24 protein-coding genes are annotated in these 23,737 nt (G+C 68.5%); 15 read left to right on the top strand and 9 right to left on the bottom strand.

The features are described from left to right. Positions 1–4 precede the first annotated feature (4 nt). Positions 5–904, top strand: a complete 900-nt coding sequence (locus H6726_14745) for a mechanosensitive ion channel (protein ID MCB9658907.1) — start codon at positions 5–7, stop codon at positions 902–904. A 229-nt stretch (positions 905–1,133) separates the two neighbouring features. After that, the gene (locus tag H6726_14740) at positions 1,134–1,937 is read left to right on the top strand and encodes a cation transporter (GenBank protein ID MCB9658906.1); all 804 of its coding nucleotides are present in this window, start codon (positions 1,134–1,136) and stop codon (positions 1,935–1,937) included. Positions 1,938–1,968: 31 nt separating this feature from the next. On the opposite strand, the gene H6726_14735 is transcribed toward H6726_14740, so the two are convergent. Then, positions 1,969–2,112: a hypothetical protein gene (locus H6726_14735; protein ID MCB9658905.1), complete on the bottom strand. Its 144-nt coding sequence runs from the start codon at positions 2,110–2,112 to the stop codon at positions 1,969–1,971. A gap of 417 nt (positions 2,113–2,529) precedes the next feature. Next, positions 2,530–3,831, bottom strand: a complete 1,302-nt coding sequence (locus tag H6726_14730) for an ISNCY family transposase (GenBank protein ID MCB9658904.1) — start codon at positions 3,829–3,831, stop codon at positions 2,530–2,532. A gap of 184 nt (positions 3,832–4,015) precedes the next feature. Here H6726_14730 and H6726_14725 point away from each other — a divergent pair, with 184 nt between their 5' ends. Beyond that, positions 4,016–4,342: a hypothetical protein gene (locus H6726_14725; GenBank protein ID MCB9658903.1), complete on the top strand. Its 327-nt coding sequence runs from the start codon at positions 4,016–4,018 to the stop codon at positions 4,340–4,342. Here the strand turns inward: H6726_14725 and H6726_14720 are convergent. The 4 genes from H6726_14720 to H6726_14705 all read right to left on the bottom strand — a co-directional run bounded on the left by H6726_14720 (position 4,333) and on the right by H6726_14705 (position 8,277). Beyond that, positions 4,333–5,259 (bottom strand): hypothetical protein, encoded by a 927-nt coding sequence (locus H6726_14720; protein MCB9658902.1) that lies wholly within the window; start codon positions 5,257–5,259, stop codon positions 4,333–4,335. The two genes, H6726_14725 and H6726_14720, sit on opposite strands and share 10 nt — an antisense overlap. Before the next feature lie 29 nt (positions 5,260–5,288). After that, positions 5,289–5,636, bottom strand: coding sequence for a GntR family transcriptional regulator (locus tag H6726_14715; protein MCB9658901.1), 348 nt, complete (start codon positions 5,634–5,636; stop codon positions 5,289–5,291). A 75-nt stretch (positions 5,637–5,711) separates the two neighbouring features. Beyond that, positions 5,712–7,547: a SulP family inorganic anion transporter gene (locus H6726_14710; protein ID MCB9658900.1), complete on the bottom strand. Its 1,836-nt coding sequence runs from the start codon at positions 7,545–7,547 to the stop codon at positions 5,712–5,714. A 7-nt stretch (positions 7,548–7,554) separates the two neighbouring features. Next, positions 7,555–8,277 carry a DedA family protein gene (locus tag H6726_14705; GenBank protein MCB9658899.1) on the bottom strand — a complete coding sequence of 241 codons (723 nt, stop codon included), beginning with the start codon at positions 8,275–8,277 and terminating at the stop codon, positions 7,555–7,557. A gap of 236 nt (positions 8,278–8,513) precedes the next feature. Here H6726_14705 and H6726_14700 point away from each other — a divergent pair, with 236 nt between their 5' ends. From H6726_14700 to H6726_14670, 7 genes are all read left to right on the top strand, one after another. Further along, a complete protein-coding gene (locus tag H6726_14700) occupies positions 8,514–8,690 on the top strand; it encodes a hypothetical protein (GenBank protein ID MCB9658898.1) in 177 nt (58 codons plus the stop codon). Between the two features lie 297 nt (positions 8,691–8,987). Next, positions 8,988–9,758: a ParA family protein gene (locus H6726_14695; GenBank protein ID MCB9658897.1), complete on the top strand. Its 771-nt coding sequence runs from the start codon at positions 8,988–8,990 to the stop codon at positions 9,756–9,758. A gap of 2 nt (positions 9,759–9,760) precedes the next feature. After that, positions 9,761–10,612 carry a ParB/RepB/Spo0J family partition protein gene (locus H6726_14690; GenBank protein ID MCB9658896.1) on the top strand — a complete coding sequence of 284 codons (852 nt, stop codon included), beginning with the start codon at positions 9,761–9,763 and terminating at the stop codon, positions 10,610–10,612. An 87-nt stretch (positions 10,613–10,699) separates the two neighbouring features. Beyond that, complete coding sequence (locus tag H6726_14685) at positions 10,700–10,957, top strand: helix-turn-helix domain-containing protein (protein MCB9658895.1); 258 nt, start codon at positions 10,700–10,702, stop codon at positions 10,955–10,957. Positions 10,958–10,962: 5 nt separating this feature from the next. Continuing rightward, positions 10,963–12,339 (top strand): HipA domain-containing protein, encoded by a 1,377-nt coding sequence (locus tag H6726_14680; GenBank protein ID MCB9658894.1) that lies wholly within the window; start codon positions 10,963–10,965, stop codon positions 12,337–12,339. A gap of 30 nt (positions 12,340–12,369) precedes the next feature. Beyond that, the gene (gene folD, locus H6726_14675) at positions 12,370–13,227 is read left to right on the top strand and encodes a bifunctional methylenetetrahydrofolate dehydrogenase/methenyltetrahydrofolate cyclohydrolase FolD (GenBank protein MCB9658893.1); all 858 of its coding nucleotides are present in this window, start codon (positions 12,370–12,372) and stop codon (positions 13,225–13,227) included. Beyond that, positions 13,224–14,087: an amidohydrolase gene (locus H6726_14670; GenBank protein ID MCB9658892.1), complete on the top strand. Its 864-nt coding sequence runs from the start codon at positions 13,224–13,226 to the stop codon at positions 14,085–14,087. The genes folD and H6726_14670 overlap by 4 nt, the downstream gene beginning before the upstream one ends. Positions 14,088–14,110: 23 nt before the next feature. On the opposite strand, the gene H6726_14665 is transcribed toward H6726_14670, so the two are convergent. Then, complete coding sequence (locus H6726_14665) at positions 14,111–16,312, bottom strand: membrane dipeptidase (GenBank protein ID MCB9658891.1); 2,202 nt, start codon at positions 16,310–16,312, stop codon at positions 14,111–14,113. Between the two features lie 295 nt (positions 16,313–16,607). Here H6726_14665 and H6726_14660 point away from each other — a divergent pair, with 295 nt between their 5' ends. Together H6726_14660 and H6726_14655 are read left to right on the top strand one after the other, a co-directional pair. After that, positions 16,608–19,844 (top strand): isoleucine--tRNA ligase, encoded by a 3,237-nt coding sequence (locus tag H6726_14660; GenBank protein ID MCB9658890.1) that lies wholly within the window; start codon positions 16,608–16,610, stop codon positions 19,842–19,844. Beyond that, on the top strand, positions 19,844–20,872 hold the full coding sequence (locus H6726_14655) for a prolipoprotein diacylglyceryl transferase (protein ID MCB9658889.1): 1,029 nt from the start codon (positions 19,844–19,846) through the stop codon (positions 20,870–20,872). Before H6726_14660 ends, H6726_14655 begins: the two co-directional genes overlap by 1 nt. Positions 20,873–20,974: 102 nt before the next feature. On the opposite strand, the gene lspA is transcribed toward H6726_14655, so the two are convergent. Beyond that, positions 20,975–21,664, bottom strand: coding sequence for a signal peptidase II (lspA, locus tag H6726_14650; GenBank protein ID MCB9658888.1), 690 nt, complete (start codon positions 21,662–21,664; stop codon positions 20,975–20,977). A gap of 214 nt (positions 21,665–21,878) precedes the next feature. Between lspA and H6726_14645 the strand changes: the two genes are divergently transcribed. The 3 genes from H6726_14645 to H6726_14635 all read left to right on the top strand — a co-directional run bounded on the left by H6726_14645 (position 21,879) and on the right by H6726_14635 (position 23,054). Beyond that, positions 21,879–22,442 (top strand): hypothetical protein, encoded by a 564-nt coding sequence (locus H6726_14645; GenBank protein MCB9658887.1) that lies wholly within the window; start codon positions 21,879–21,881, stop codon positions 22,440–22,442. A 123-nt stretch (positions 22,443–22,565) separates the two neighbouring features. Then, complete coding sequence (locus H6726_14640) at positions 22,566–22,775, top strand: hypothetical protein (protein MCB9658886.1); 210 nt, start codon at positions 22,566–22,568, stop codon at positions 22,773–22,775. A 51-nt stretch (positions 22,776–22,826) separates the two neighbouring features. After that, positions 22,827–23,054, top strand: a complete 228-nt coding sequence (locus H6726_14635) for a hypothetical protein (GenBank protein MCB9658885.1) — start codon at positions 22,827–22,829, stop codon at positions 23,052–23,054. Here H6726_14635 and H6726_14630 read toward each other — a convergent pair. Further along, complete coding sequence (locus H6726_14630; protein MCB9658884.1) at positions 23,051–23,554, bottom strand: hypothetical protein; 504 nt, start codon at positions 23,552–23,554, stop codon at positions 23,051–23,053. The two genes, H6726_14635 and H6726_14630, sit on opposite strands and share 4 nt — an antisense overlap. Between the last annotated feature and the right edge of the window lie 183 nt (positions 23,555–23,737).

Raw genomic sequence — 23,737 nt, 5'->3', positions numbered from 1 at the left:
CCCGATGGACGCGTTCCTCCACCGTCTCCCCACGTGGCTGAAGGACCCCACGGTGGGAAAGCTCGTCGCCGCGGTCTTCTCTGTGCTGGTGGTCATCGCGCTCGTGCGCCTCAGCCAGCGCGGGGCGACGCGCTACATCCACGACTCGACCGCCAGCTACAGAGTGCGCAAGGCGCTGAGCGTCATGGGCTACGTGGGCGCGCTCTTGGCCGTCGCAGGCGTGTTCAGCGACGGGCTCGGGCAGCTCACCGTGGTCTTCGGTGTCGCTGGAGCGGGCATCGCGTTTGCGCTCCAAGAGGTCATCGCGAGCGTGGCGGGGTGGATCGCCATCTCGTTCGGTGGGTTCTACAAGGTGAGCGACCGCGTGCAGCTAGGCGGTATCAAGGGTGATGTTATCGACATTGGCATCCTTCGCACCACGCTGGCCGAGCTGGGCGTCTGGGTGGATGGCGACCTGTACAACGGCCGCATGGTGCGTGTGGCCAACAGCTTCGTGTTCAAGGAGCCCGTGGTGAACTACTCGGGCGACTTTCCGTTCCTCTGGGACGAGCTGAAGGTGCCCATCCGCTTCGGGAGCGACCTCGACCTCGCGCAGGCGCTGATGACCCAGGTGACCGAGGAGGTGTGCCAGGCGTACGAAGCCGAGGCCGCGGCGATCTGGAAGGGTATGGAGAAGAAGTACCCGCTGGAGCCGGCCACCACCAAGCCGCTGGTGACGTTGGCGTTCGACCAGAACTGGGTGACGTTCACGGTCCGCTACACCGTGCGCTTCGACCAGCGCCGCATGACCAAGCACCGCATCTCGTCGGGCTTACTGAGCGCCATCGACGCGTCGGCTGGCAAGGTCAGCGTGGCCGCGGCCGCGCTCGAGTTGTTTCCCATGAAGCCGTTCGAGACCCGGTAGAGGCTTGCAAACAAGCGTCAGGCCGCGGGATGGGGGCTCCCCCGCACCCGACTTCGTTGTTTGCGCAAGGTAGAGATGTCCGGTTGCGCGTAAAGTAAAGATGTCCGCTGAACAGGGGAGCAGGGCGCGAGGCGGAGGCTTGCGAGGGAGTGGTTCGCGGTGACACACCGGTTGGCGGACGATTCGTCAAGTCGCCATGGCACCTGCAGCGCTATGATCGACGCCGACCATGGAAAAGACGACATACCACGTGGCCGAGATGGATTGCCCCTCGGAGGAGCGAATCATCCGGCTGCGGATGGAGGCTATTGCAGGCGTTGATACTCTCGTCTTCGACCTGACGGGCCGCCAGCTCGACGTCTACCACCACGGCGCCCGCGAAGCGGTGGGGCGGAGCCTGGACACGTTGGCGCTTGGCGCCGAGGAGATCGGCCATGAGGGTGACGTGCAGCTTCCCGACGGGCGACGACCCTCAGAGCGGCACGCACTGACGTGGGCCCTCGCCATCAACCTCGCGCTGTTCGCCGGCGAGTCTCTTGCGGGGCTCATCGCTGGCTCGATGGGCCTGGTCGCCGACTCTTGCGACATGCTGGCCGACGCGGCCGTCTACGCGCTGAGCCTAGCAGCCGTTGGCACCTCGGCCCTGCGTAAGACTCGGTTGGCCGCGATGAGCGGCTACCTACAGCTCGTCCTAGCGCTTCTCGGCGTAGCCGAGGTGGCGCGCCGGTTCGTCTGGGAACAGGCGCCCCCGGACGTGCTGACAATGGTCGTCGTCTCATGCGTTGCCCTGGCGGGGAATGCGGCCACGCTAGTGCTTCTCCGAGGAACTGATCGAAAGGAGATCCACATCCAGGCGAGTTGGATTTTCACGTCCAACGACATCAAGGTAAACGTGCTCGTCATCGCCGCCGCAGCTGGTGTGGGGCTGTCGGGCTCCCGGGTTCCGGACCTGGTTGTCGGAGCCGTCATCTTCCTGATCGTGGCATCCGGCGCCCGACGCATACTCAGGCTTGCACGCGGTTCGGCAGCCTGAGGGCCTAGTGGGTGCCACCCACAGGAGGGCGTCACTCACTTCCTACGGCAACCATCCGCTTCTGCGCGAGCCTCCAGTCCCGCTTCGTGCGCGAGAACTGCGCGCGGTCGTCTTCGGATTCGATCTGCTGTTCCCGCGCGTACTCCAGCACACGCCCCAGCGGCTCGTTGTTCACGACTGCGCCGGGCTGAATGCGTGCTCGCGGCACCTTGTCGACCGGCTTCGCCGGGAGCTCGCTGCATCTCGGTGCCGCGCCCGCCAAGGACGCCTCCCAGGCTCAGCCGACCACGGTCTGAGCGACGCGTAAGGCGGCGCGGTCATGACTGAGTTGCTCGCGCCCGAGACGTGTGCCGAGATGCCCGACATCGGCGGATCGTTGGCGAGCCCCTGCGCGCCAAGGACCGGCGCGGGGAGCGGGCGGCGCGCCATTGGGGTCGCTCGACAAGCCGCCGAAAGCTGAAAACGTGAGGGCGCCTCCACGAGCGGAACCAGGCCGACCGAGGCATCGGTAAGACGTTCCTTTGGCGCCAAGGGAGTCAGCGTCCATCATCAAGTGTCCCCGGACCGACTTCATCGGTAGCACTCCCCGGCGCTACTTGGTCTCAGAGGCCGCGATACGGCTCGCCGCCAAGCGCCGCTCGCGCTTCGTCCGCGAAAGCTGTTCGCGCTCCGCCTCCGCGTCCTGCTGCTGTGCCCGCGCGTACTCCAGCACGCGCCCGAGCAGCTTGTCCTCCACCACAGTGCCAGGCTGAATCCGCGCCCGCGGCACCCGATCAAAGGCCCGCGCGTCGAGCTCGAACCCAGACTCGGTCCGAATGCTCACGGCCCCGTCGGCATCCTCGTAGACCAGCACCTCCTTGCCCATGACGGCCCGCGCCGCGTCGGACTTCTCGAGCACGTAGAGCGTCCGCTGGTAGTTGATCGTGAGCCGCTTCGTGACCTTCCGGCGCGCCTGGAGCTTGAAGATGTCCTCGATCGGGGCGGACAGTAGGAGAGGGCGATGCGCGTCGTGGTCGCTCTCTGGGACCCGTGCGAAGCGCGCGTTGAAGTCCTCTCGGAACTGCGCGTCGAGGAACTCGTTCGCCGTCACCATGTCGCTGATTCCTTGGAGCCGGAGCTCCTTTACGAGGCGGTCCTGGAGCGTCCGGTTCGCTCGCTCGACGCGCCCCTTGGCGGGGGCGGTATTCGCGCAGAATACGTCGATGTTGAGGTCGTCCATCGCGCGCCCGAACTGCGTGAGGCCTGAGCCGCCGTGGTCGTTGCGGTTGACGCGAAAGATGCTCGCCTTGTCGCTGTAGAACGCGACAGGGCGCCCGTGGCGTTTCAGGTAGCGCTGGACGCACTCGAAGTAGCCGAACGTCGTCTCGCCTTCGACGAAGCGGAGCTCCATGAGCTCGCCGGTCGCGTCGTCCACGAAGACCAGCAGGACGGCCCGTGGCGCGCGGTCCTCGAACCATTCGTGGTCGGAGCCGTCGATCTGGACCAGCTCGCCGCGGCAGGGTCGCCGCCGGCGCGGTTGGTGGATGGCTCGGCGCTTTCGACGCGGTGTCCAGAGCCCGAGCTCGATCATCCACTTGCGGACGGTGGGTACGGAAACGTCGAAGCCGTGGAGCTCGGTCAGCTTCTCGGTGGCGAGCGTTGGCCCGAAGTCGGCGTAGTGGGCCGTGAGCAGCGTTGCGGCAGCGCGGCGGAGCTCCTCGGGGGTTCTGCGGTTGCTGCGGCGACCGCGGTGCCGGGAGATGAGGCCTGCGGGGCCATGCTCCTCGTAGGCCCGGCACAGGCGCCTGACCGTCCGCGGGCTGACGCCCAGCTGGCGGGCGGCGTCACGCTGTGAGAGGCGACGCTCCAATACCCGCACCACCACCTGGGTGCGGTCCAATTCCTTCGTGCTCATCCGGATGACCTTGGCCATGCGCCGGATCGCAACAGGGCGAACCGGACATTTTTAAGTTTCGGAAACCGGACATTTCTATATTTCTCCTACATTCGTATTTCGCAGAATACATATTATGTAAACTTAATGCAGCGGGCCCACCCATGCGTCGACTCGATCATGTCGAGTTCGCTACAGTCGGCTCGTGCATGGGCTCCTCGCGATGGGTCTTGTCTTCGTGGTTTGCTGGCTGCCGCTGCTGGGTGTGGTCGTCGCGTCGCGGACGCGCCATACGAACGTCGCGAGCGCGTTCGGTCCCAACCTTGGCTTCGTCAGCCTGTGGCTGATGTTCAGCATCACGAACTGTTGGGTCTTGCCGTTCGCGAGTCGGATGTCGGGCGACACGATGCTCGGCCTCTCGTTCCTCCTGTTGCTCATCAGCGGCGCGCTCATCAGCGGCTACGTCGTGGCGTCGGCCCCTTCGCCGAGCGTCCCACGACCTGGCGGCGAACGGCGCCCTCGTCAGGACTGACGCGCGACGAGGTCGTTGAGGAGCCCCGCCGCTGTCTCGGCGTCGTCCACGGTGACGGCGAACACGCGACTGCCCTTTAGCTCGAGGCGGATCCCCGGGCCCTTTCGCAGGACGACCGCGGCCTTGCCCATGAGGAACATGCTGCCCCGATAGCCCCATCCCCCCCAAGCCATCGGCTCGACGTCGATGGCTTCGGCGCGCGTGATCTCGGCTAGCGGGATGCTGTGCCGCCACAGTCCGAACGAGCCCCAACGCATGGTCAGGCCGCCCTCGTCGACGGTGACGCGGCAGGTGGTCATCTCGACCAGGATCATGCAGACGACGACGCCCCCAAGGGCGAGCGCGGGGACGTCCCCCCATAGGCCATACGCCACCATTCCAAGCTCAGGCACGACCAGGAGGTAGACCCACGGCGCGGAGATTCGGCGCGACCACACCGCCCGTTCGTCGGGACTGAGACCCACGGTCGGGCGGGCTCCTCCGACGTAGGGGTCGGAGAAATCCCCTGGCCACCCCACGGTCAGATGGCCTAGGAGCTGGCCCATCAAGGCGCTGACTGCCGCACCCACCAGCAAGGCGCTCAGTGTCATGTCCGGGGCGTGGCGCCAGGTCGGGAGCCCACGTTGAACCCAGGTCGTCCACAGCAGGAGGCCACCGAGGACACTTGCCAGGAAGCCCCCAAAGACTGCCAGGTTCCTGCGTGTGTCGTGCTTCATTCGTCGGACCATCCCTGCGCTGGCGATCAGCGCGGTCGCAACGACGAGGTGGAGGCCGAAGAGCGCCATGAACCCGCCCACGCCCATGGAGCCATCGGCACGGCCCGTCATGCCCCAGTGGCTGGCCATCGGACGTGGCAGCTCGTCGGCCCAGTAGACCGCGAGCCCAAGCGGAAGCGCGCCGAGGATCAGGGCCGACACCACAAGCACGATGCGTCGCGCCGTGACACTCACAGCTGCGTCCTCACCAGCTCGAGGATGGCCTTGTCCGCGAAGCCCAGCCTTCGCGCACCGCGCACCAGCGCTGCGGCCAGCTGCACGACCGACGCCTGCTCCTCGGCTCCGGCCAGCACGGTGACGCTGCGTCCGCGGCGCATCTCGATCAATCCCTCGTCGCGCAGCACGGCGTAGGCGGCGCGTACGGTGTGCATGTTGACGCCCAGGGACTCCCCCAGCTCCCGCACAGGAGGCAGGCGCTCGCCCACCGTCAGCTCGCCGCTGGCGACGGATCCGCGGATGGCACTGGCGATTTGTTCGAACAACGGAACGTCGGACCACGGGTCGACTCGTATGAGCATGGTTCTAGCGTGAATAGAACCATCGACGCATGCAAGGAAAATCGCTGAGAAGCGCCACGCGCGCCCAGCACTGGCTCAGAGCAGTGTCGTCCCCGAGTCCGCGGCCTGGTCCACCAGCCGATGCGCGTACGCCACCGCGGCCTTGGTCGACGCCAGCACCTCGGGCTGCTCCCTGAACAAGGCGTCGGCTCCGAAAGCTTCGACCAGGTCGGCGTTCGCGAAGGTCTGGTACATGCCGACGCGCACTCCGCAGAGCACCAAGCGCCCACCCACGTTGCGCGCCTTCGCGGCCACGTCCCCCAGCGCCTCCGCCACGGTGACATCCATGTTGTAGGCCTCCTGCACACGGACCACCAACACGCGGCCAGGAGCGACGCGGCGGCCCAGCTCGGCCTGCAGCTCCTCCGCGGCCGCGAAGTAGAGCTCGCCCTGCAGGTTGAGCACCACCACCTTCGCGTCCGGATCCTCGGGCAGGTCCGCGTCCTCCCGCAGGCCGCCCTCCGGGGTCTCGCTCAGGGCCCGCAGCTTGAAGCCCTCCGCCCGCCGCAGCGCCGAGTACATGGAGGTGGCGATGCCGACGAAGAGCGCCTTCTCGAGGTGCTCGGCGAACACCACCGCGATGAACGTGACGACCAGCACCAGGCGGTCGCCCGAGGTGGTGCGGAAGAGCGCACGCAGCCGCGCCACATTCACCAGCTTGATGCCGATGTGCACCAGCGTCCCGGCCAGCGCGGCGATGGGGATGGCGTTGGCCTGCGGCGCGAACACCAGCACGATGACCAGCACCAGCGCGCCCGAGAGGATGCAGGACACGCGCGTCACGGCCCCGGCCTCGTGGTTGACCGCCGTGCGGCTGAACGAGCCCGACGACGCGAAGCCACCCACGGCGCCGGCCGCGAGGTTGCACAGCCCCTCGCCGATGAGCTGCTGGCTGGCGTTGAAGGGGTGCCCTGCCCTCGTGGCCAGCGCCTTGCCGATGGCGATGGCCTCGACGGCGCCCATCATGCCGATGGCGAACGCGGGCCCCAGCAGCTCGCGCCACGAGATGGTGCGGAAGGTGGGCCAGCGCGGCCCCGGCAGGTAGCGCGAGAGGGGCTCGATGTCGGCGATGACGCGCACGCGGTGAGCTGCCCCCGGGTCCGACAGCCCCAGCGCCCAGACGGCGACCGTCACGCTCACGACCGCCACGAACGGCCCCGGCAGGCGACGACCGATGCGTGGCTCGAAGTGCTGCAGGGCCCGCACGATGAACAGCGTCGCCCCCGCCACCGCAGCCGAGACCCAGTTCACGCCGTGCAGCGAGCGCAGGAAGCGCATCAGGTCGAAGGCCGCGCAGCGCGGGGGCACCCAGCCCCACAGGTCAGGCGCGATGGCCGTGCGGTCCACCCCGAAGAACGAGCCCAGCTGGTTGATGATGATGTAGAGCCCAGCCCCCGCCGTGAAGCCTGTGAGCACCGGCTCGCTGACGAAGCGCGTGAGGGAGCCCAAGCGCAACAGCCCCGCGCCCACCTGCATGAGCCCAATCATGAGCGTCAACAGCACGATGGCCTCGATGGCGTTGCCCTGCGCGGCGAACAGCGCCGCGTTGCCCGCGATCATCACGACGATGGCGTTGGTGGGCCCGTTGATGAGGAACTCGGAGCTTCCGAACGCGGCGCCAATGATGGACGCGGCCACGGCCGTGGCGAGCCCCGCGGCTGGCGGGAAGCCCGCGATGAGGGCGTAGGCCATGCCCTGCGGGATGGTGAAGAGCGCCGTGGTGAGCCCGGCCACGAAGTCGGGGCGCAGGTTGCCCCGCTGGTACTCCCGTAGCGTCCGCATGAACGGGAAGGCCCGGAACCAGCGCGGCTCGCCCGCCTTCAGCAGGGGCGGCTTGGGGTTCAGCGGCGGCGGGAGCACGGAGAGGTTCATCGTCGCCTCAGGCGTGCGGACTCGGCGCGCTCTCGGCCCTCTCGTCGGGCGCGGCGCCTGCTTCGGCGTCGCGACGCATCACGCGCTGGCTGAGCCGGATGTACGCGAAGAAGCCGATGGCCAGCACGGGCAGCCCGTACACCCAGTTGGCCCGGATCATGTCCTTGCCCCCATGGACCAGCTCCGCATAGCTCATCTCGGCCGTGTGGGTGCCCATGAAGTACCCGATGGCCGTCAGGATGATCACCCACAAGCCCGCGCCGAGCCCCGTCCACAGCGTGAAGCTGCCGAGCGGCATGCCCGAGAGGCCGGCCGGGATGCTGATGAGCTGGCGGATCCCCGGCAGCAAGCGGCACACGAACGTGGCGCCGGCGCCGTAGCGGCGGAAGAGCTCTTCGGCGCGCTCCAGCTTGGCCGGCGGCAGGAGCACGAAGCGCCCGTAGCGCTCGAGGAAGGGCTGCCCCAGCTTCGCGGAGAGGCCGTAGTTGACGTACGCGCCCAGCAGTGAGCCCACCACGCCGGCCAGCACGGCGACGGTCGCGTCCAGCAGCGGCGTTCCGAAGCTCAGCTCGCCGCGTGCCGCCATGAAGCCGGCCGGGATCATCACGACCTCGCTGGGGAACGGGATGAACGAGCTCTCCACGGTCATGAACAGGGCCACCAGGGCGAAGCCCCAGACGGGTGCCCACACGGCCACGACTTCGATGTATCCGATCAGCGCGTCGGTCATTTGCTCTCTGCTTCTGCGGGTACGGGGCGAAGGACGCGCGGAAGCTAGCACGTCCCTCTGCGCCGCAAAGCCGGACGTTCAAGGGGGTTCGTGCGTGCCACGACAGCTCTGTGACGAATTGTGGTGCGGAAATTTGGCGTGCCCTGGGACGTGTGAGAGAGTGTGTCCAGATGTAGGACAAGGTGGTTCTGAGGAACACATGTCCGCACCCAACCCCCGTGTGAGGAGCAGCGCCCATGTCCAGAGGTCCGAAGTTCTACAGTTCCATGGCCGAGTTCGAGCGTGAGGAGATCCGCCCCGGTCAGAAGATGGGCTGGTCCCTCGATGACCTGTACGCCGAGGCCTCGTTCAACCCCGGCGACGACGACTCGCTGTTCGACGACGCCAAGCAAGAGCTGAACTTCGACTTCTAGGGGCACAGTCGGCGGCCCTGCCCCGACTGTCACACCCCCATGAGATGAAGAGCCGAGCCGTCCCGCTCGCCCGCGTGACACCCGGCTCGGTCCCTGCCGCTCATCCTCCGGCACGGACCTCCTAGCTGCCTCGAGCGTCGCCCCGCGAGAGACAGCCGAGCCCGACGAGTCGCCCCTCGTCGGGTTCTTTTTTTTGTGCAGCGCACCGCTTTGAAGGCCTACTTCGGAGGGCCCTCGCCGGGACCCGCGCGGTGTTGCGTTGAATGATGCGGGCGACGCTGGTACAGCACAGGCCACATGGGCCGCGTCGTCGCCATCGCGAATCAAAAAGGGGGCGTGGGTAAGACCACCACCGCCGTCAACCTCGGTGCGTCTCTCGCCGTGGCCGAGCAGCGCGTGCTGCTCATCGACCTCGACCCGCAGGGCAACGCGTCCACGGGCGTGGGCTGCGCGCCCGGCTCCGTGGTGCGCAGCAGCTACCAGGTGCTCCTGGGCGAGGCCGCCGTAGAGGACGCGGTGCTGGAGACCGAGCTCGAGCACCTGCACGTCATCCCCAGCTCGCCGGACTTGGCCGCGGCCGAGCGAGAGCTGTTCGGCGACGATGCCTGGGCCACGCGCTTCCGTGACGCCATCGCGTCCATCCGGATGCAGTACGACTTCATCCTGGTGGACTGTCCCCCGTCGCTGGGAACGCTCACCATCAACGCGCTCACCGCGTCGGACCTCGTCGTCGTGCCCCTGCAGTGCGAGTACTACGCGCTCGAGGGGCTCTCGCAGCTCACCAACACCATCGAGCGCGTGCGCAACGGGCTCAACCCCGAGCTGGCCATCCACGGTGTCGTCCTGACCATGTTCGACCCGCGCAACAACCTCGCCAACGACGTGGCCGCCGAGGTGCGCCAGCACTTCCACGTGTACGAGACGGTCATCCCCCGCAACATCCGGCTGGCCGAGGCGCCCTCGCACGGCAAGCCCGTCATCCTGTACGACGCGGCCTCCCGCGGCAGCTTCCAGTACCTCAACCTGGCGCGCGAGATCCTCGACGCCCTCCCCATCCAGGCAGCCTGAACGTGGCCACTCGTCGACTCGGTCGGGGCCTGGACGGCCTGCTCCCCTCTGCGCCCAGCGCGGCCCCGCGCCCCAGCAGCTCCGCGCTCATCGAGCAGCTGCACCCCAACCGCGATCAGCCGCGCCGGCACTTCGACGACGAGGCCCTGCAGGAGCTCGCCGACAGCATCGCCGCGCACGGCGTGCTCGAGCCCATCCTGGTGCGCAAGCGCGAGGCGGGGGGCTACGAGATCATCGCGGGCGAGCGCCGGTGGCGGGCTGCGCAGCGCGCCGGCGTCCAAGAGCTGCCCATCCACGTACGGGAGCTCAGCGACGCCGTGGCGTTCGAGGCCGCGCTGGTGGAGAACATCCAACGCGAAGACCTGAACCCCCTCGAGACGGCGCGCGCGTTCCAACGGCTGATCGACGAGTTCGGGCACTCGCAGCAACAGGTGGCCGAGCGCGTGGGCAAGAGCCGCGTGGCGGTCACGAACGCGCTGCGCCTGCTCAAGCTGCCGGACGAGGTGCTCGATCTGATCGACAACGGCCAGCTCAGCGAGGGTCACGGTCGCGCCGTGCTCACCGCCCCCGACGCGGGCACCATGAAGAAGCTCGCCCGGCTGGCCGTGGCCAAGCGGCTCAGCGTACGCGAGCTCGAGAAGCTGGCCCGAGCCGCCGCAAGCGGCCGGAAGCCCGAGGCGGCCACCAAGGCGCCCAAGGAGAAGTCTGCCAACGTGCGCGACCTCGAGCGGCGCCTGTCACACGCGCTGGGCTCCATGGTCAGCGTCGAAGACGGCCCCGGCGGCAAGGGCGAGGTTCGCATCGCGTACGGCAGCTACGCCGAGCTGGACAGGCTGATCGAGCAGCTCACCTGAGGGCACGTTCCCTCACCATCACCTTTGGATTAAATCACTCTCTCGATCATCTTTACATGATGGCGAGTGCCCGATATCCTGAAGATGATGAGCACCCCCGCGACGGTCATCCAGCGCTCCTCGGATCTGAGCCGCCTCGTGCGCGAGGCGCGCCTCCAGCAAGGCATCACCCAGCAGACGCTCAGCGCCGGAGCGGGCATCGCTGGCCCGGCGCTGTCCAACATCGAGCTCGCCAAGGTGGATCCGAGGCTGGACAGCGTGCTGCGCATCCTCAGCGCCCTCGGTCTCGAGCTGGTGGTTCAGTCACGCCCTAGCGAGCTCCGACCGGGAGACGTCTGGAAGTAGGGGGCATGACGGTGGACACCCTGTACGCGAGCATCAACGGGGTCCACGTCGGCGAGCTGCGGCGAGGCGCGGGTGGGCTGCTGTCGTTCACCTACGCGCCGACGTGGCTGACCGATGCGCGTGCCACCCCCATCTCCCTGTCCATCCCGCTCGGGCGTCGCGAGGCGAACGGCCCGGCGGTGCAGCACTACTTCGCGGGCTTGCTGCCCGACCGCGACGATGTGCGCGCCCTGCTCCGTCGCACGCTGAGCGCCCGCAGCGAGCGCCCGTTCGATTTGCTGGCCGCCATGGGGCGTGACTGCGTGGGCGCGCTCGAGCTGAGCGAGGTCGCCCCGCACGACGTCGCGCTCGAAGTCCCCGCCCAGGCGCCGATGCGTGACCGGCGCGCCGCCCCCTCGGCACAGGAGGGCGCGCCGCTCGGGACCCGCCTGACGCGGGCCCAGGTCGCGAAGCGACTGGCGCAGCTCGGTGAGTTCCCACTCGGCATGGGAGAGGCCGACGTGTTCCGCCTCTCGCTGGCGGGTGCGCAAAGCAAGACCGCGCTGCTCCTGCACGAAGGAGTCTGGTACGCGCCGACGCCCCCCACGCCCAGCACCCACATCCTCAAGCCCCAGATGGGCGTGTTGGAGGTCCCACGGGGGCGCGTGTCCATGCACGACAGCGTCGAGAACGAGTGGCTGTGCCTGCGCCTCCTGTCGGCACTCGGGTTGCCCACCGCGACATGCACCATCGAGACGTTCGCGCGACAACGCGTGCTGTCCGTGCAGCGCTTCGACCGAAAGCTGCGCGTCCAGGACGGCGCGGCGTCGTTCGTGCGGTTCCCCCAAGAGGATCTGTGCCAAGCGCTCGGGGTTTCGCCGCACGACAAGTACGAGAGCGACGGAGGGCCCGACATCCCCACGTGCATGGAGCTGCTGGGCCGGGTCAGCACCGCACCCGACGAGGACCGGCGTGTGTTCTTCACCGCGCAGCTGGCTCAGCTCCTGCTCGCGGCACCGGACGGTCACGCCAAGAACTACAGCCTCTTCCTGCTGCCTGGGGGCCGTGCGTCGCTCACACCTCTCTACGATGTGCTCTCCGCGTACCCCATGGTGGCCCGCGGTGAGTGGCCCGTGCAGCGCGTGGACTTGGCCATGAGCTTTCGCGGCAAGAGCAAGCACTACCGTTGGCGCGATGTACGGATGGACCACGTCCGACAGACGGCCGAGCGCTGCCGCGTGACACGCGAGACGGTGGATGGGTGGATCGCAGACCTGCTGGCGCGCGTCCCGCGGGCTCTGGCGGCCACGCGCCGTGCGCTGCCCAGGCGCTTCCCTCCCGAGGTGGCGGATCCCATCTTCGAAGGCGTGACGAAAGCCGCCGCGCGTTTCGGGCTTCCCTAGCCTGCCCCCGGCTGCTACCTCCGTCGCATCATGGCGGACCAAGCACAGATCATCGACGGTAAGGCGCTCGCAAAGACGGTTCGGGAGGAGGTCAAGGTCCGCGCCGAGGCCTTCCTCGCCCAGCATGGGCGGCAGCCCGGGCTGCACGTGGTGCTGGTGGGAGACGACCCGGCCAGCCAGGTCTACGTGCGCAACAAGGAGCGCGCCGCGGCGCAGTGCGGCATCGCCGGTGAGGTGCACAGGCTGCCGGCCGACACCCGTATGGAGACCCTGCTGGCCAAGGTGGCGGAGCTGAACGCCGCGGCGGACATCGATGGCATCCTGGTGCAGCTCCCGCTCCCCAAGCACCTGGACGACCAGACCGTGGTGGACGCCATCGACCCGGCCAAGGATGTGGACGGGCTACATCCCGTGAACGCGGGCCTGCTCGTGGTGGGCCGCCCTGGCCTGCGCCCCTGCACGCCCAGCGGCTGCATGCGCATGCTGGCCAGCGTCGGCGCCGAGCTGAAGGGCAAGCGCGCCATCGTGGTCGGTCGCAGCACGCTGGTCGGCAAGCCCATCGCGCTGATGCTGCTGGCCGAGCACGCGACGGTCACCATGGCGCACTCGCGCACGGTGGATCTCGGGGCACGCGTGGCCGAGAGCGACATCGTCATCGCGGCCGTGGGCGTGCCCAAGCTCGTGAAGGGCGAGTGGATCAAGCCTGGGGCGGTGGTCATCGACGTCGGCATCAACCGCCTCGACGACGGTACGCTGGTGGGCGACGTGGACTACGAGAGCGCCCTGCCCCGCGCCTCCGCCATCACCCCCGTGCCGGGTGGCGTGGGCCCGATGACCATCGCGATGCTGCTCAGCAACACGGTCGACGCGGCGGAGCGCCGCGTGTGATCATCGACTGCCACGCGCACTTCGACCCCCAGCTGCTGGACGCGCCCACCGCGCTCCGGAAGATGGACGCGGTCGGAGTGTCCCGCGTGGCGCTCATCCCGGCCATGAACGGCCCGCTGCCCGAGACGCCCAAGCGCCTGCTCGCGGTGCTGCGGCACGTGATGAACTCGCCTGCCCGTCCGCTGGCCGAGCTGCTGCACCGGCACATGATGGTCGACGGAGGGGTCAAGCTCGGGAAGCTCACCTTCCCCATCTTCCCGCTGCCGGACAACGACCCGGTAGCGGAGCTGCTGCGCGCACACCCCACACGCTTCCTGGGCTGGATCTTCCTCAACCCGGCGGCCGACCCGACGCCGCTGGACACCCTGGAGCGCTACCGCAGCGTGCCCGGGATGGTCGGGGTCAAGCTCCACCCGCACTGGCACGACTACACCACCGACGTGCTGGGTCCCATCCTCGCCCGCTGCCAGGAGCTCGGGCTGCCGGTGCTCATCCACCTCGGCTTCCGCAAGGGCGGCGACTTCCGCGGCATCTGCGCGCAGTACCCCAAGCTGAACGTCATCAGCGCCCACGCCGGCTTCCCCTTCTACAAGGATCTGTGGCGGTTCAAGGACGAGTGCCCGAACCTGCACGTGGACCTGTCGAGCCCCTACATCGATGAACGCCTCGCCCGCGCTTCGGTGACTGCCATGGGCGCCGAGCGCTGCCTCTACGGCACGGACGCGCCGTACGGGTTCCACGAGGAGGACAGCAGCTACGACTACGGGGAGATCCTCGGCTGGATCGCGCGCATGCCCCTGAGTGAGCGCGAGCGGGACGCCGTGCTCTCGGGCAACAGCCAGCGTCTGCTCGGGCTCTGACAGGAGCACGCTCCCCTGGTTCGCTACGGGTTCGCGCTCAACACTGCGCCGCGGGCCTCGGCCCGCTCCCAGACGCGGACGTACGCTTCGGCCGAGCGGAACACCGCTTCGATCTCCTCGTCGGTCACGCCGTCGTGGCGCGCGTCCTCCACCAGCTCGGGCAGCATCCCGATGTGCACGAAGCCCTCCGTGTTGAAGTCCACGGTGCGGTTGGCCAGCTGCGGCTGCGTGAAGCTGACATCCCCCGCGAACGACGAGAACGGATACGTGATGGGGTTCGTCTGGGGCGTGCTGCAGCCGTCGTCGCCGAAGCGCGGCCCGGGGGCGCCCGCGAAGCCGTTGAGGTCGAAGCTGAAGCCCACGCCGGGATAGCCCCCGTGGTCCGCGATCAGCGCCAGCCGCGCGCGCAGCGGGTCACCCATCGCCCCCACGCGGTCCGGCGCCTGACAGCGGCCGAACATGTTCGCCGACGCCAGCCCGCCGATGTCGTAGACGCGACCCGAGTGCGGGTTGTTGTGCGTGCTCACCGCGGGGTAGTCCGCCGCCTCGAGCAGCTCGTACGCGCGAGCCACCGAGTGGTTCGGGAGGTGCGCGATCTCGATCAGCATCCCACGCCTCATCATCTCCGCGAGGAGCACCTCGCCGAGAGGCTGCAGCCCGGCGTTTTGACAGAACGGGCCGTCCGTGAGCGCGGGCTCGTCGAGCACCGAGATGAGCGGCGCGAGGGTGCCGCTGGCGGCCGTCCCCAAGCCCGAGAAGTCGAGCGGCGGGTCCGAGAAGTACGCGTCGCGCGGCGAGTTCAGCCCACCGAACTGGACCGACCCGCCCCCGTCGAAGTTCGTCGGAGCGCTCGGGTCGCAGGCCGCCGTGTAGTTGTTGTAGTGCCCGCTGTTGAGCACGTTGGCGACCTCCATGAAGCCGCGTTGTCCATCGCCCGGCGAGAACGCGTTGTCGAACTTGTGGACCGGGAACAGCGCGCGCACCCCGAGGTCGTGATAGTGCGCGAGCCGCGCGAGGACGTAGGCCTCGTCACACGTCGGGAACCCCTCGCGTGGCGTCACGAAGCAGTCGAACAGGTTCGAGGTCTCGATCCCGAGGACGACGGCCATCTTCCCGCTCGCGATGACCGCGCGCGCCTCGGCAGGCGAGGTGACCACCCGGAACCAGCCGCGTCCTGGGCCACCCGACTGCGCGTCGATGTAGCGCTCCATGACCCGGATCTCTTCGATCTGCCGGTCCACGGCGACCATGTCGTTGCACGAGTAGCGCGCCCGCTGGGCCCGGGAGCCCACGCTCAGGTCACACAGCACTTGGTTCGAGACCGCGTGCTGCACCACCAAGCGTAGGCCCCCGAGATAGGCTCGTTCGAGCCACTTGTAGTACTGCACTTGGTGCGTGGACCGTCGGTGAGCATCCGGCCACTCGGTGAAGTCTGGGTAGCCCGCGGTCTCGTGCACCGGCATGGTGAGCCGCCCGAAGATCACGCCGAACGCGAGCATCTCGAAGTTGAACTCTCGTCCGTTGTCGAAGACCGCCCCCATCAGGTCGCGACGCCCCTCGGGCCCATGATAGATGCTGCAGTCGGGGAGCGCGGCCTCCACCCCCAGCCGGTGGAAGGGCGCCCCGTGGACGACGCCCCCTCCGCCAAAGCCGAAGTTGCCCAGGATGTGGGAGTGCGTGTCGACCATGCCGTACAGGTCCCCATCTTCGAAGGACGTCCGAACCACCTCGCCCGTCGCGTCGGTCGTGAGCTCTGGGAACACCTCGCAGCCCTCGGCTGGAGACAGGGTGATCACGGCGGCACGGGCTGGATCGGTGGTGGTGCCTTCGCGGCTCATGTAGCGCTGCGTGCGGCGGCTGCGTAGCGAGAGGCGCTCGGCGTCGTACTCGGACGCGCTCACCTCCCACTCGGCGGGCGAGATGAACGTGTCGTCCACGAGGGAAATGTCGGAGTCCAGCGTGACGGCCGCGGACAGCTCGTCCAGCTCGGACACGACGTAGCGGCGCTCGGTGTCGTACAGCAGGAACGTCCCGAGATCGGAGGCCCTGAAGCGCAGCCGCACAGCCTCCTCGGGGGCGCGACCGGTAAACACGAACGCGAGGCCATCTTCGGATGCCACCAGATAGCGGGTGTCACGCTCGCCTGGGTTCACCGCGTCGAGCACGAAGCACCCGTCGCGCAGCGCGTGGACGCTCTCGATCTCCAAGGGGTCTGGTTGACGCACGATGTCGTCTTCACAGCCGGCGGCCGTCCAAGCGAGAGCGAGTGAGAGCGTGGCGCAGCCGAGTCGGAGCGACCAAGGAGCCGAGGGGCGCAAGGGGGCGAGCGAAGTGCAGAACATGTAGGTCTCTGGGGGGAGCAGTCGGTTCTCGTGTGGCGTGCACGCCGGCACGCCCCCGCGCAAGTGGACGATGAACGTATCAGGCCGTTCACCGGCTGGTGAGGACCGCCGCGCCTGCCGTGGAGGCCACTTCGGTGCGCCTTTGAAACCCGCGCTCGCGGTGGTACACCGCGCCATCATGGCGTTCCGTCCGGTCAGTCCCAGCGTGAAGTTTCCCGAGCTCGACGAAGAGCTCCTGTCGTTCTGGGAGCGCGAGCAGATCTTCGAGAAGACCCTCGAGCCGCCCCCCGGCGAGGACACCCGCCCGCCCTTCGTGTTCTACGAGGGCCCGCCCACGGCGAACGGCATGCCCCACGCGGGCCACGTGCTGACGCGCGTCATGAAGGACGTGTTCCTGCGGTACCGCTCCATGTGCGGCTACTACGTGCCGCGCCGCGGCGGCTGGGACACGCACGGTCTACCCGTCGAGGTGGAGGTCGAGAAGGCGCTCGGGATCAGCGGCCGCGACGCCATCGAGGCGTACGGTGTCGAGGAGTTCAGCCGTCAGTGCATCGACTCGGTGTTCCGCTACATCGAGGAGTGGCGCCGCATGACGCGCCGCATCGGCTTCTGGGTGGACCTGGACGCCGCGTACGTGACCTTCCACAAGACCTACGTGGAGAGCGTCTGGTGGGCGCTGTCTTCGCTCTTCGAGCAGGGGCTCCTGTACCAGGGCTACAAGGTGGTCTGGTGGTGGCCGCAGGGGGGCACCGCGCTCTCCGCGGGCGAGGTGGGCCAAGGCTACCTGTCCGTGGACGACCCGTCCGTGATGGTGCGCTTCGGCGTCGTCGGCGAAGACAAGACGTCGTTCCTGGCGTGGACGACGACCCCGTGGACCCTCCCCAGCAACGTCGCGCTCGCGGTCGGCGCCGGGCTGGACTACGTCACGATCGAGACGGGTGAGGGAGACGCGCGCGAGCGGCTGATCCTGGCCGAGGCGCTCGTGGCCAAGGTCCTCGGCGACGTGGAGCACACCGTCGTCGCACGCCACAAGGGCGCTGACCTCGTCGGCAAGCACTACACGGCGCCGTTCAGCTACGCCGTGCCCGAGGGCGGACGTGCCCACGAGGTCATCGCGGCGGACTTCGTCTCGCTCGAGAGCGGATCGGGCTTGGTCCACCTGGCCCCCGCGTTCGGCGAGGACGACTACCGCACCTGCCAGGAGCAGGGCATGGGCTTCCTGCAGCTGCTGAAGCCGGACGGCACGTTCCCGCCCGAGGTCACGGACTTCGCGGGGCGCTTCTGCAAGGAGGCCGACAAGGACATCATCCGCAACCTCAAGGGGCGCGGCCTGCTGTTCAAGCAGGAGACCTACAAGCACGACTACCCCTTCTGCTGGCGCAAGATGAGCGACCCGCTCATCCAGTACGCGCGCCGCGGCTGGTTCATCCGCACCACGCAGGAGATCAGCCGCGTGCAGGCCAACAACCAGGACGTGAACTGGGAGCCGAGCCACATCAAGGACGGGCGATTCGGTCAGTTCCTCGCGGGCAACGTGGACTGGGCGCTGTCGCGTGAGCGCTTCTGGGGCACGCCGCTGCCCGTGTGGATCAACGACGAGACCGGCGCGATGGAGTGCGCCGCGTCGGTCGAGGCCATCCTCGCGAAGAACCCACGGGCCTTCGACCACTTCGAGGCCGCCCGCGCGAAGGACCCCACGCTGCAGGAGCACCTGATGGTGCACAAGCCCTGGATCGACGCGGTCACGTGGCAGAAGCCCGGCGAGCCCGGCACCTACCGGCGCGTCCCCGAGGTCATCGACTGCTGGTTCGACAGCGGCTGCATGCCCTTCGCGCAGCTGGGCTACCCCCAACACAACCAGGCCGAGTTCGAGCGCACCTTCCCCGCGGACTTCATCACCGAGGCCGTGGACCAGACGCGCGGCTGGTTCTACTCGCTGATGACCATCAGCACGCTGCTCTTCCCCGAGAAGAGCACGCCGCACCCGTTCCGCAACTGCGTGGTGCTGGGCCTGCTCACGGACGAGCACGGCAAGAAGTACAGCAAGAGCCTGAAGAACTACACGGACCCGATGGTGCTCATGGAGCGCGTGGGCGGCGACGCCGTGCGCTGGGCGCTCTACTCGGCCACCGTCCCGGGCCAGAACACGCGCTTCTTCGACCAGGCCGCGACCGACGCGGTGCGCGAGTTCCTGCTCAAGATCTGGAACGTCTACAGCTTCTTCGTCACGTACGCGAACATCGACGGCTTCACGCCGGGCAGCGCCCCCGCCGTGGCCCAGCGCGCCGAGCTCGACCGCTACATCCTGGCCGAGCTGGACGACACGGTGGGGAAGGTGCGGGCCGAGCTGGACGCCTACAAGAGCCACCTCGCCGTGCGTCACCTCCAGAGCTTCGTCGACGCGCTCAGCAACTGGTACGTGCGCCGCAGCCGCGACCGCTTCTGGGCCCCCGAGGGCGAGAACCCGGCCGACAAGGCGAGCGCGTTCGCGACGCTCTACGAGGTGCTGGTGGACCTGACCAAGCTGGTGGCCCCCTTCGTGCCGTTCATCGCCGAGGAGATCTACCAGAACCTCGTCACGACGACGGGCACGGTGGACGGCCAGCCCGTCCCCGCGTCCGTGCACCTGGCCGCCTTTCCGCAGCCGCTCGCCGAGCGCGCCGACGACGAGCTGCGCGCCTCGGTCGCGGCCGTGCGCAACGTGGTCAACCTCGGGTCCCGCGTGCGCAACGACGCCAAGCTGAAGGTCCGCCAGCCGCTCGCCGAGGCCATCGTGGTGGTCGCCGACGACGCGGAGCGCGCCCGCATCGACCGCTTCGCGGCAGACGTGCGCGAAGAGCTCAACGTGAAGGCCCTGCACTTCACGCAGGAGCCGCGCAAGTACGTCGAGTTCGACCTGCAGCCCAACTTCCGCGTCCTCGGGCCCAAGCTGGGCAAGCAGGTCCCGGCCTGCAAGGCCGCGCTCCAGAAGGCCGACGGCTCGGCGCTGCATGCCACGCTGGAACGCGAGGGCAGCATCACCATCGACGTCGCGGGCTCGCCCGTCACCCTGGACCCGAGCGAGCTCGAGGTGCGCTTGCGCGCCAAGGAGGGCTTCGCGGCCGCGTCCGGCGGAGGCCACGTGGTGCTCATCGACACGCAGATCACGGACGCCCTCCGGCGCGAGGGTCTGGCGCGCGAGGTGGTCAACCGCATCCAGCGCGTGCGCAAGGACCGCGACCTGGCCTATGACGCGCGCATCGACGTGACCTACAGCACGGACGACGCAGACCTGGCGTTGGCGCTCACGGAGCACGCCGACGGGATCGCGCGTGAGACCCTCGCGACGCGCTTCGAAGCTGGGCAGGTGGCCGACGGAGACGCTAGGGTGCAGGCCGACGTCGACGGCGTCGCCCTGGCCCTCTCGATCCGCTGATGTACCCGACCCTCTTCACCTTCTTCGACTACCCCGTCCCGGCGTACTTCACGCTGCTCATCATCGGGTTCTCCGCGGCCACGTTCCTCGGCGCGCGTGTCGCGAAACGCGGCGGGCACGACCCGGACACCATCATCGACCTCGGGCTCTTCTCGCTCATCATGGGCGTGCTCGGGGCCCGCGTGCTGCACGTCTTCGCGGACGGCTTCTTCATGCAGTACGTCTACCAGTGCGTAGACCCCACCCAGGTGGCGTGGCCCATGCCCGAGGCCGAGTGCCTGGCCATCGAGGGCTGGCGCTGGAACGCCGAACTCAACGGCTGCGCGCCCCTCGAGCGGGACTGCTTCGCGTGGGCCAAGTTCTGGCAGGGGGGACTGGCCTACTACGGCGGGCTCATCGCGGCGAGCGCGTTCGGCATATGGTTCCTCAAGCACGACAAGTACCCCGTCCTCAAGGGCGTGGACATCGCGGGCATGGGCATCCCGCTCGGGCTCTTCTTCGGGCGCATGGGCTGCTTCCTCGGGGGCTGCTGCTTCGGCGTGGTCAGCGACAGCCCCTGGGCGCTGGTCTTCCCCCCGGGCTCGTCTGCCTCGCGAGAGCAACACGAGCACGGGCTGCTCGCCAGCGTGAACATGGAGTCCTTGCCCGTGGTCCCCGCACAGCTCTTCGAGGCCATCGGGTGCCTGGCCATCGCGGCCTTCACCATGCTCTGGCTGCGTCCGCGCAAGCGCTTCGACGGGCAGCTCATGTTGGTGTTCCTGGTGCTGTACGCGTTCCTGCGGTTCGGCCTGGAGTACGTACGGGCGGACGACCGTGGCGACTTCGGCTGGTTCACCACCTCGCAGTGGATCAGCCTCGTCATCGTCGCGTTCTGCGCGGTGGCGTGGCCCCGCCTGCGCGCGCACGCCGTGAGTCTCATGGCCGCGCCCGCTGCTGCGGGCCCAGAGGCAGCGCCCGAAGCCCCCACCACAGACGGCCACGCGCCAGACACGTCAGAGCCCTCCAAGCCGCCAGCTGCCGACGCGTGATGGCGTTCCACGGCGTGAGTCGAGGTCCGACTCACGCACGCCCACGCTCGTGGAAAGCAGGTCGGTGTTCGACCTGTCGCGCAATGACACGCGACCAGCGACTCAGGATGGCTCGGTGGCCTCGTCGTCGCCGTTGGCCGAGCTAGCGGCCTCGACTGGGGGCGCGGCTGCGGCGCTCTCGGCGGCCAGACGCTCCTTCTCGCGACGCGCCTCGGCAACACCGTCGAGCAGGATCAACACCACCCCCACCGTGATGTGGATGTCGGCCACATTGAACGTGGGGTACTCCCACCCCGGCTGCAGGAACAGGAAGCCGTCGCGGAAGTAGAAGCGGATGAAGTCCACGACGAAGCCGTGCATCACCCGGTCGTGCAGGTTCCCGAGCGCGCCGGCGAGCACGAAGGGCACGCTCCACACGAAGAGCCGTCCCCCCTGGCCACGCGCCAGCATGAACGGCAACAGCAGCACGGCGAACAGCGCGGCGGGGAAGAAGATCAGCCTGCGCCACGAGACATCGCGCAGGAACCCGAACGCAGCGCCGCAGTTCTCCGCGTAGCTGAGCTCGAGCACCCCATCGACCAACACGACGGGAGCCCGTCGGCGCCGCTGGTTTCGAATGTACCCGTCTTCGTCCGCCTCACAGACCGGGCCAGCGGGCACGAAGCTCTCGGCCGACAAGGTGTCGAGCGCCCACTGCTTGGAGCCGAGGTCCAAGAACGTCAGCAGCGCGGTCGCAGCCAGGCAGACGAGCAAGACCTTGGGGGAGCGGGGGGTACGAGCTGGCGGAGTCACGCACGCGACTTGCCTCATCACAGCGCCAGCGGCAAGGAAAATGCCTCCGGGGGCAAGCGCACACCAAACACAATGTGTTACAAAATGCGACGCCAACCGATGTTATTTCGGAGTTCGCAAAGTAAATACCTGTGATTGCTACAAAATCGGAGCGTGATACAAAACCACGACAACCTCTTGCGTGTATCACGCCGCGTGTTACAACAGGGGAGTGATGAACGCCGACGACACCCCCCCCGACTCGCCCGAGAACTCTGGTCGCCCCGACGATGACGTCGCGCAGGACGAGCGCGAGGGAGAGGACGACGCGGCGAGCACCAGCCCGTCAGGTGCGCGACCGGGCCGCAAGGAGCGTGTGCTCCACACGCGTGTGCCCGCCGTGCTGGAGTCGGAGCTGAAGCGCCTCGCCACCTCGTGGCGCATGCCGGTGTCCAACGTGGTGCGAGCGCTGCTCGAGGACGCCCTGGATGCGGTGGACAGCGTCGGCACGCGCGCCGAGGGTGAGCTGCGGGGGGCCGCGGAGCTGCTCCGCAACCAGCGCCAGTCGCTGCGTCAGCGCGCCCACTCCGAGCCAGCCCCGGCCCCGGAGCCGTCCGAGGCGCCACGTCCTCCGCTCGAAGGGGCCGTCGGCTTCACGCCCATGGTCCTGGCCCACCCGACCACCTGCGCCGTCACTGGTCGCGCCATGCCAGCGGGCGCGCAGGCTTTCCTGGTGCTCTTCACCGAAGCCGGCCGCAGCGCCATCGTGAGCCCTGAGGCCGTGCCCCAGGCGGGCTGACCGCCCATCGGGCGCCCTGCCCGAGAGACCCCCCTGCCCTCCCTCGGGTCCGCGCATGCGCGGGTCCAGGCCGGGTTGCGTCCGAAACACCCCACCGAGCCACGCTCAGAACAGCGAGATCCCATGACCGAGACCAAGACCACCTACGAGCCCGTCATCGTCCCTCAGATCCAGAAGGCCGCCGGCACGCTGCTGGACGTCACCAAGCTCTGGGCCACCCAAGGGCTCAGCGTTGGCAAGCAAGTGCTCGAGACCTCGGCGAAGAGCCTGACGCTCACCGCCGAGATGATCGAAGGCCTCCGCCAGCGCGTGGACGCGCCCTCCAAGCGCTGAACCGCGCCCATCCACCCTCCCCCGTTCAAGACGCACACCAGGAGAAGCACCATGTTCAATCGTCCATCCCGCACCCGCGACCTCACCCGCGAGCAGAACGAACAGATCGCGGAGATCGAAGCCCACCTGCGCGGTGTGGCCGGCAACCTCGCGGAGGTCAGCCGCCTCTGGGCCAGTCAGGGCCTGCGCGTCGCGCAGTCCAGCCTCAAGGTCGCGGAGGACGCGCTCCGCGACACGGCGCGGACGCTCGGCGAGCTCCGCGAGGACATCGAGGGCTAGCGCTGCAGCGCTCGGAGACGGGACGCCACGTCGCGCGCGAGCTGCCGTAGGTCCGCCCGAGCGTCTTCGTCCTCGGCCAGCTCCGCGAGAGCCTCGGCCGGGGGCTCGAGCAGCGCGGGGTCATTCTCGCGCTGCTCGAGCAGATGGAACTCGAGGTTGCTCGCGATCTGCGAAGCTGCCCGCAGGGCACCCGGCGCGAGGGCCGGGTCGGTGCCACCGGCGAGCTGCACCACCGTTTCGAGGAGCAGCTCGGGGGCCCGGGCATAGGGTGCTGCGCGTAGGGCGGCCAGCCGCAGCTCGGCGCTGGACTCTTCGTCGCGGAGCGCGGCCAGGAGCGCTCCGTCGCCGATGCGTCGTGTCACCGCGGCGTAGTCCATCGGGTCGCCACTGACGACCGCGAGCAGGGCATCGGCCGGAGACCCGTCAGCCCGACTCGAGGACGCGACGCAGACGCCTGTGAGGGCGGCCAGCAGCGGGAGCACGTGGACACCTCGGTGCATCCGCTCGGATATGCCCTGAATGGCCGGCGGACGCCAGCCAGGTTCATTCAGATCGGAACCTTGCACCCTGGTGGACAGCCAACTACATTGTGGCCACTTGGGGGTCCTTGTGAGAGAACACTTACTACGGTTGACGGTCGACGGACAGCGCCCAAAGCGGCGCGGCGCACGCACGAGGTTCCG

It is taken from the genome of Sandaracinaceae bacterium, from assembly GCA_020633055.1.
Classification (GTDB): Bacteria; Myxococcota_A; Polyangia; order Polyangiales; family Houyiibacteriaceae; genus JADJJE01.
This window is presented reverse-complemented; position numbering and strand designations above follow the sequence as displayed.

Excerpts from the sequence above, each read along its gene's own strand:
- H6726_14745 (MCB9658907.1), top strand. The coding sequence starts at position 5 with ATGGACGCGTTCCTCCACCGTCTCCCCACGTGGCTGAAGGACCCCACG.
- H6726_14740 (MCB9658906.1), top strand. The coding sequence starts at position 1,134 with ATGGAAAAGACGACATACCACGTGGCCGAGATGGATTGCCCCTCGGAG.
- H6726_14730 (MCB9658904.1), bottom strand. The coding sequence starts at position 3,831 with ATGAGCACGAAGGAATTGGACCGCACCCAGGTGGTGGTGCGGGTATTG.
- H6726_14715 (MCB9658901.1), bottom strand. The coding sequence starts at position 5,636 with ATGCTCATACGAGTCGACCCGTGGTCCGACGTTCCGTTGTTCGAACAA.
- H6726_14710 (MCB9658900.1), bottom strand. The coding sequence starts at position 7,547 with ATGAACCTCTCCGTGCTCCCGCCGCCGCTGAACCCCAAGCCGCCCCTG.
- H6726_14705 (MCB9658899.1), bottom strand. The coding sequence starts at position 8,277 with ATGACCGACGCGCTGATCGGATACATCGAAGTCGTGGCCGTGTGGGCA.
- H6726_14700 (MCB9658898.1), top strand. The coding sequence starts at position 8,514 with ATGTCCAGAGGTCCGAAGTTCTACAGTTCCATGGCCGAGTTCGAGCGT.
- H6726_14695 (MCB9658897.1), top strand. The coding sequence starts at position 8,988 with ATGGGCCGCGTCGTCGCCATCGCGAATCAAAAAGGGGGCGTGGGTAAG.
- H6726_14685 (MCB9658895.1), top strand. The coding sequence starts at position 10,700 with ATGAGCACCCCCGCGACGGTCATCCAGCGCTCCTCGGATCTGAGCCGC.
- H6726_14680 (MCB9658894.1), top strand. The coding sequence starts at position 10,963 with ATGACGGTGGACACCCTGTACGCGAGCATCAACGGGGTCCACGTCGGC.
- folD (MCB9658893.1), top strand. The coding sequence starts at position 12,370 with ATGGCGGACCAAGCACAGATCATCGACGGTAAGGCGCTCGCAAAGACG.
- H6726_14660 (MCB9658890.1), top strand. The coding sequence starts at position 16,608 with ATGGCGTTCCGTCCGGTCAGTCCCAGCGTGAAGTTTCCCGAGCTCGAC.
- H6726_14655 (MCB9658889.1), top strand. The coding sequence starts at position 19,844 with ATGTACCCGACCCTCTTCACCTTCTTCGACTACCCCGTCCCGGCGTAC.
- H6726_14645 (MCB9658887.1), top strand. The coding sequence starts at position 21,879 with ATGAACGCCGACGACACCCCCCCCGACTCGCCCGAGAACTCTGGTCGC.
- H6726_14640 (MCB9658886.1), top strand. The coding sequence starts at position 22,566 with ATGACCGAGACCAAGACCACCTACGAGCCCGTCATCGTCCCTCAGATC.
- H6726_14635 (MCB9658885.1), top strand. The coding sequence starts at position 22,827 with ATGTTCAATCGTCCATCCCGCACCCGCGACCTCACCCGCGAGCAGAAC.
- H6726_14630 (MCB9658884.1), bottom strand. The coding sequence starts at position 23,554 with ATGCACCGAGGTGTCCACGTGCTCCCGCTGCTGGCCGCCCTCACAGGC.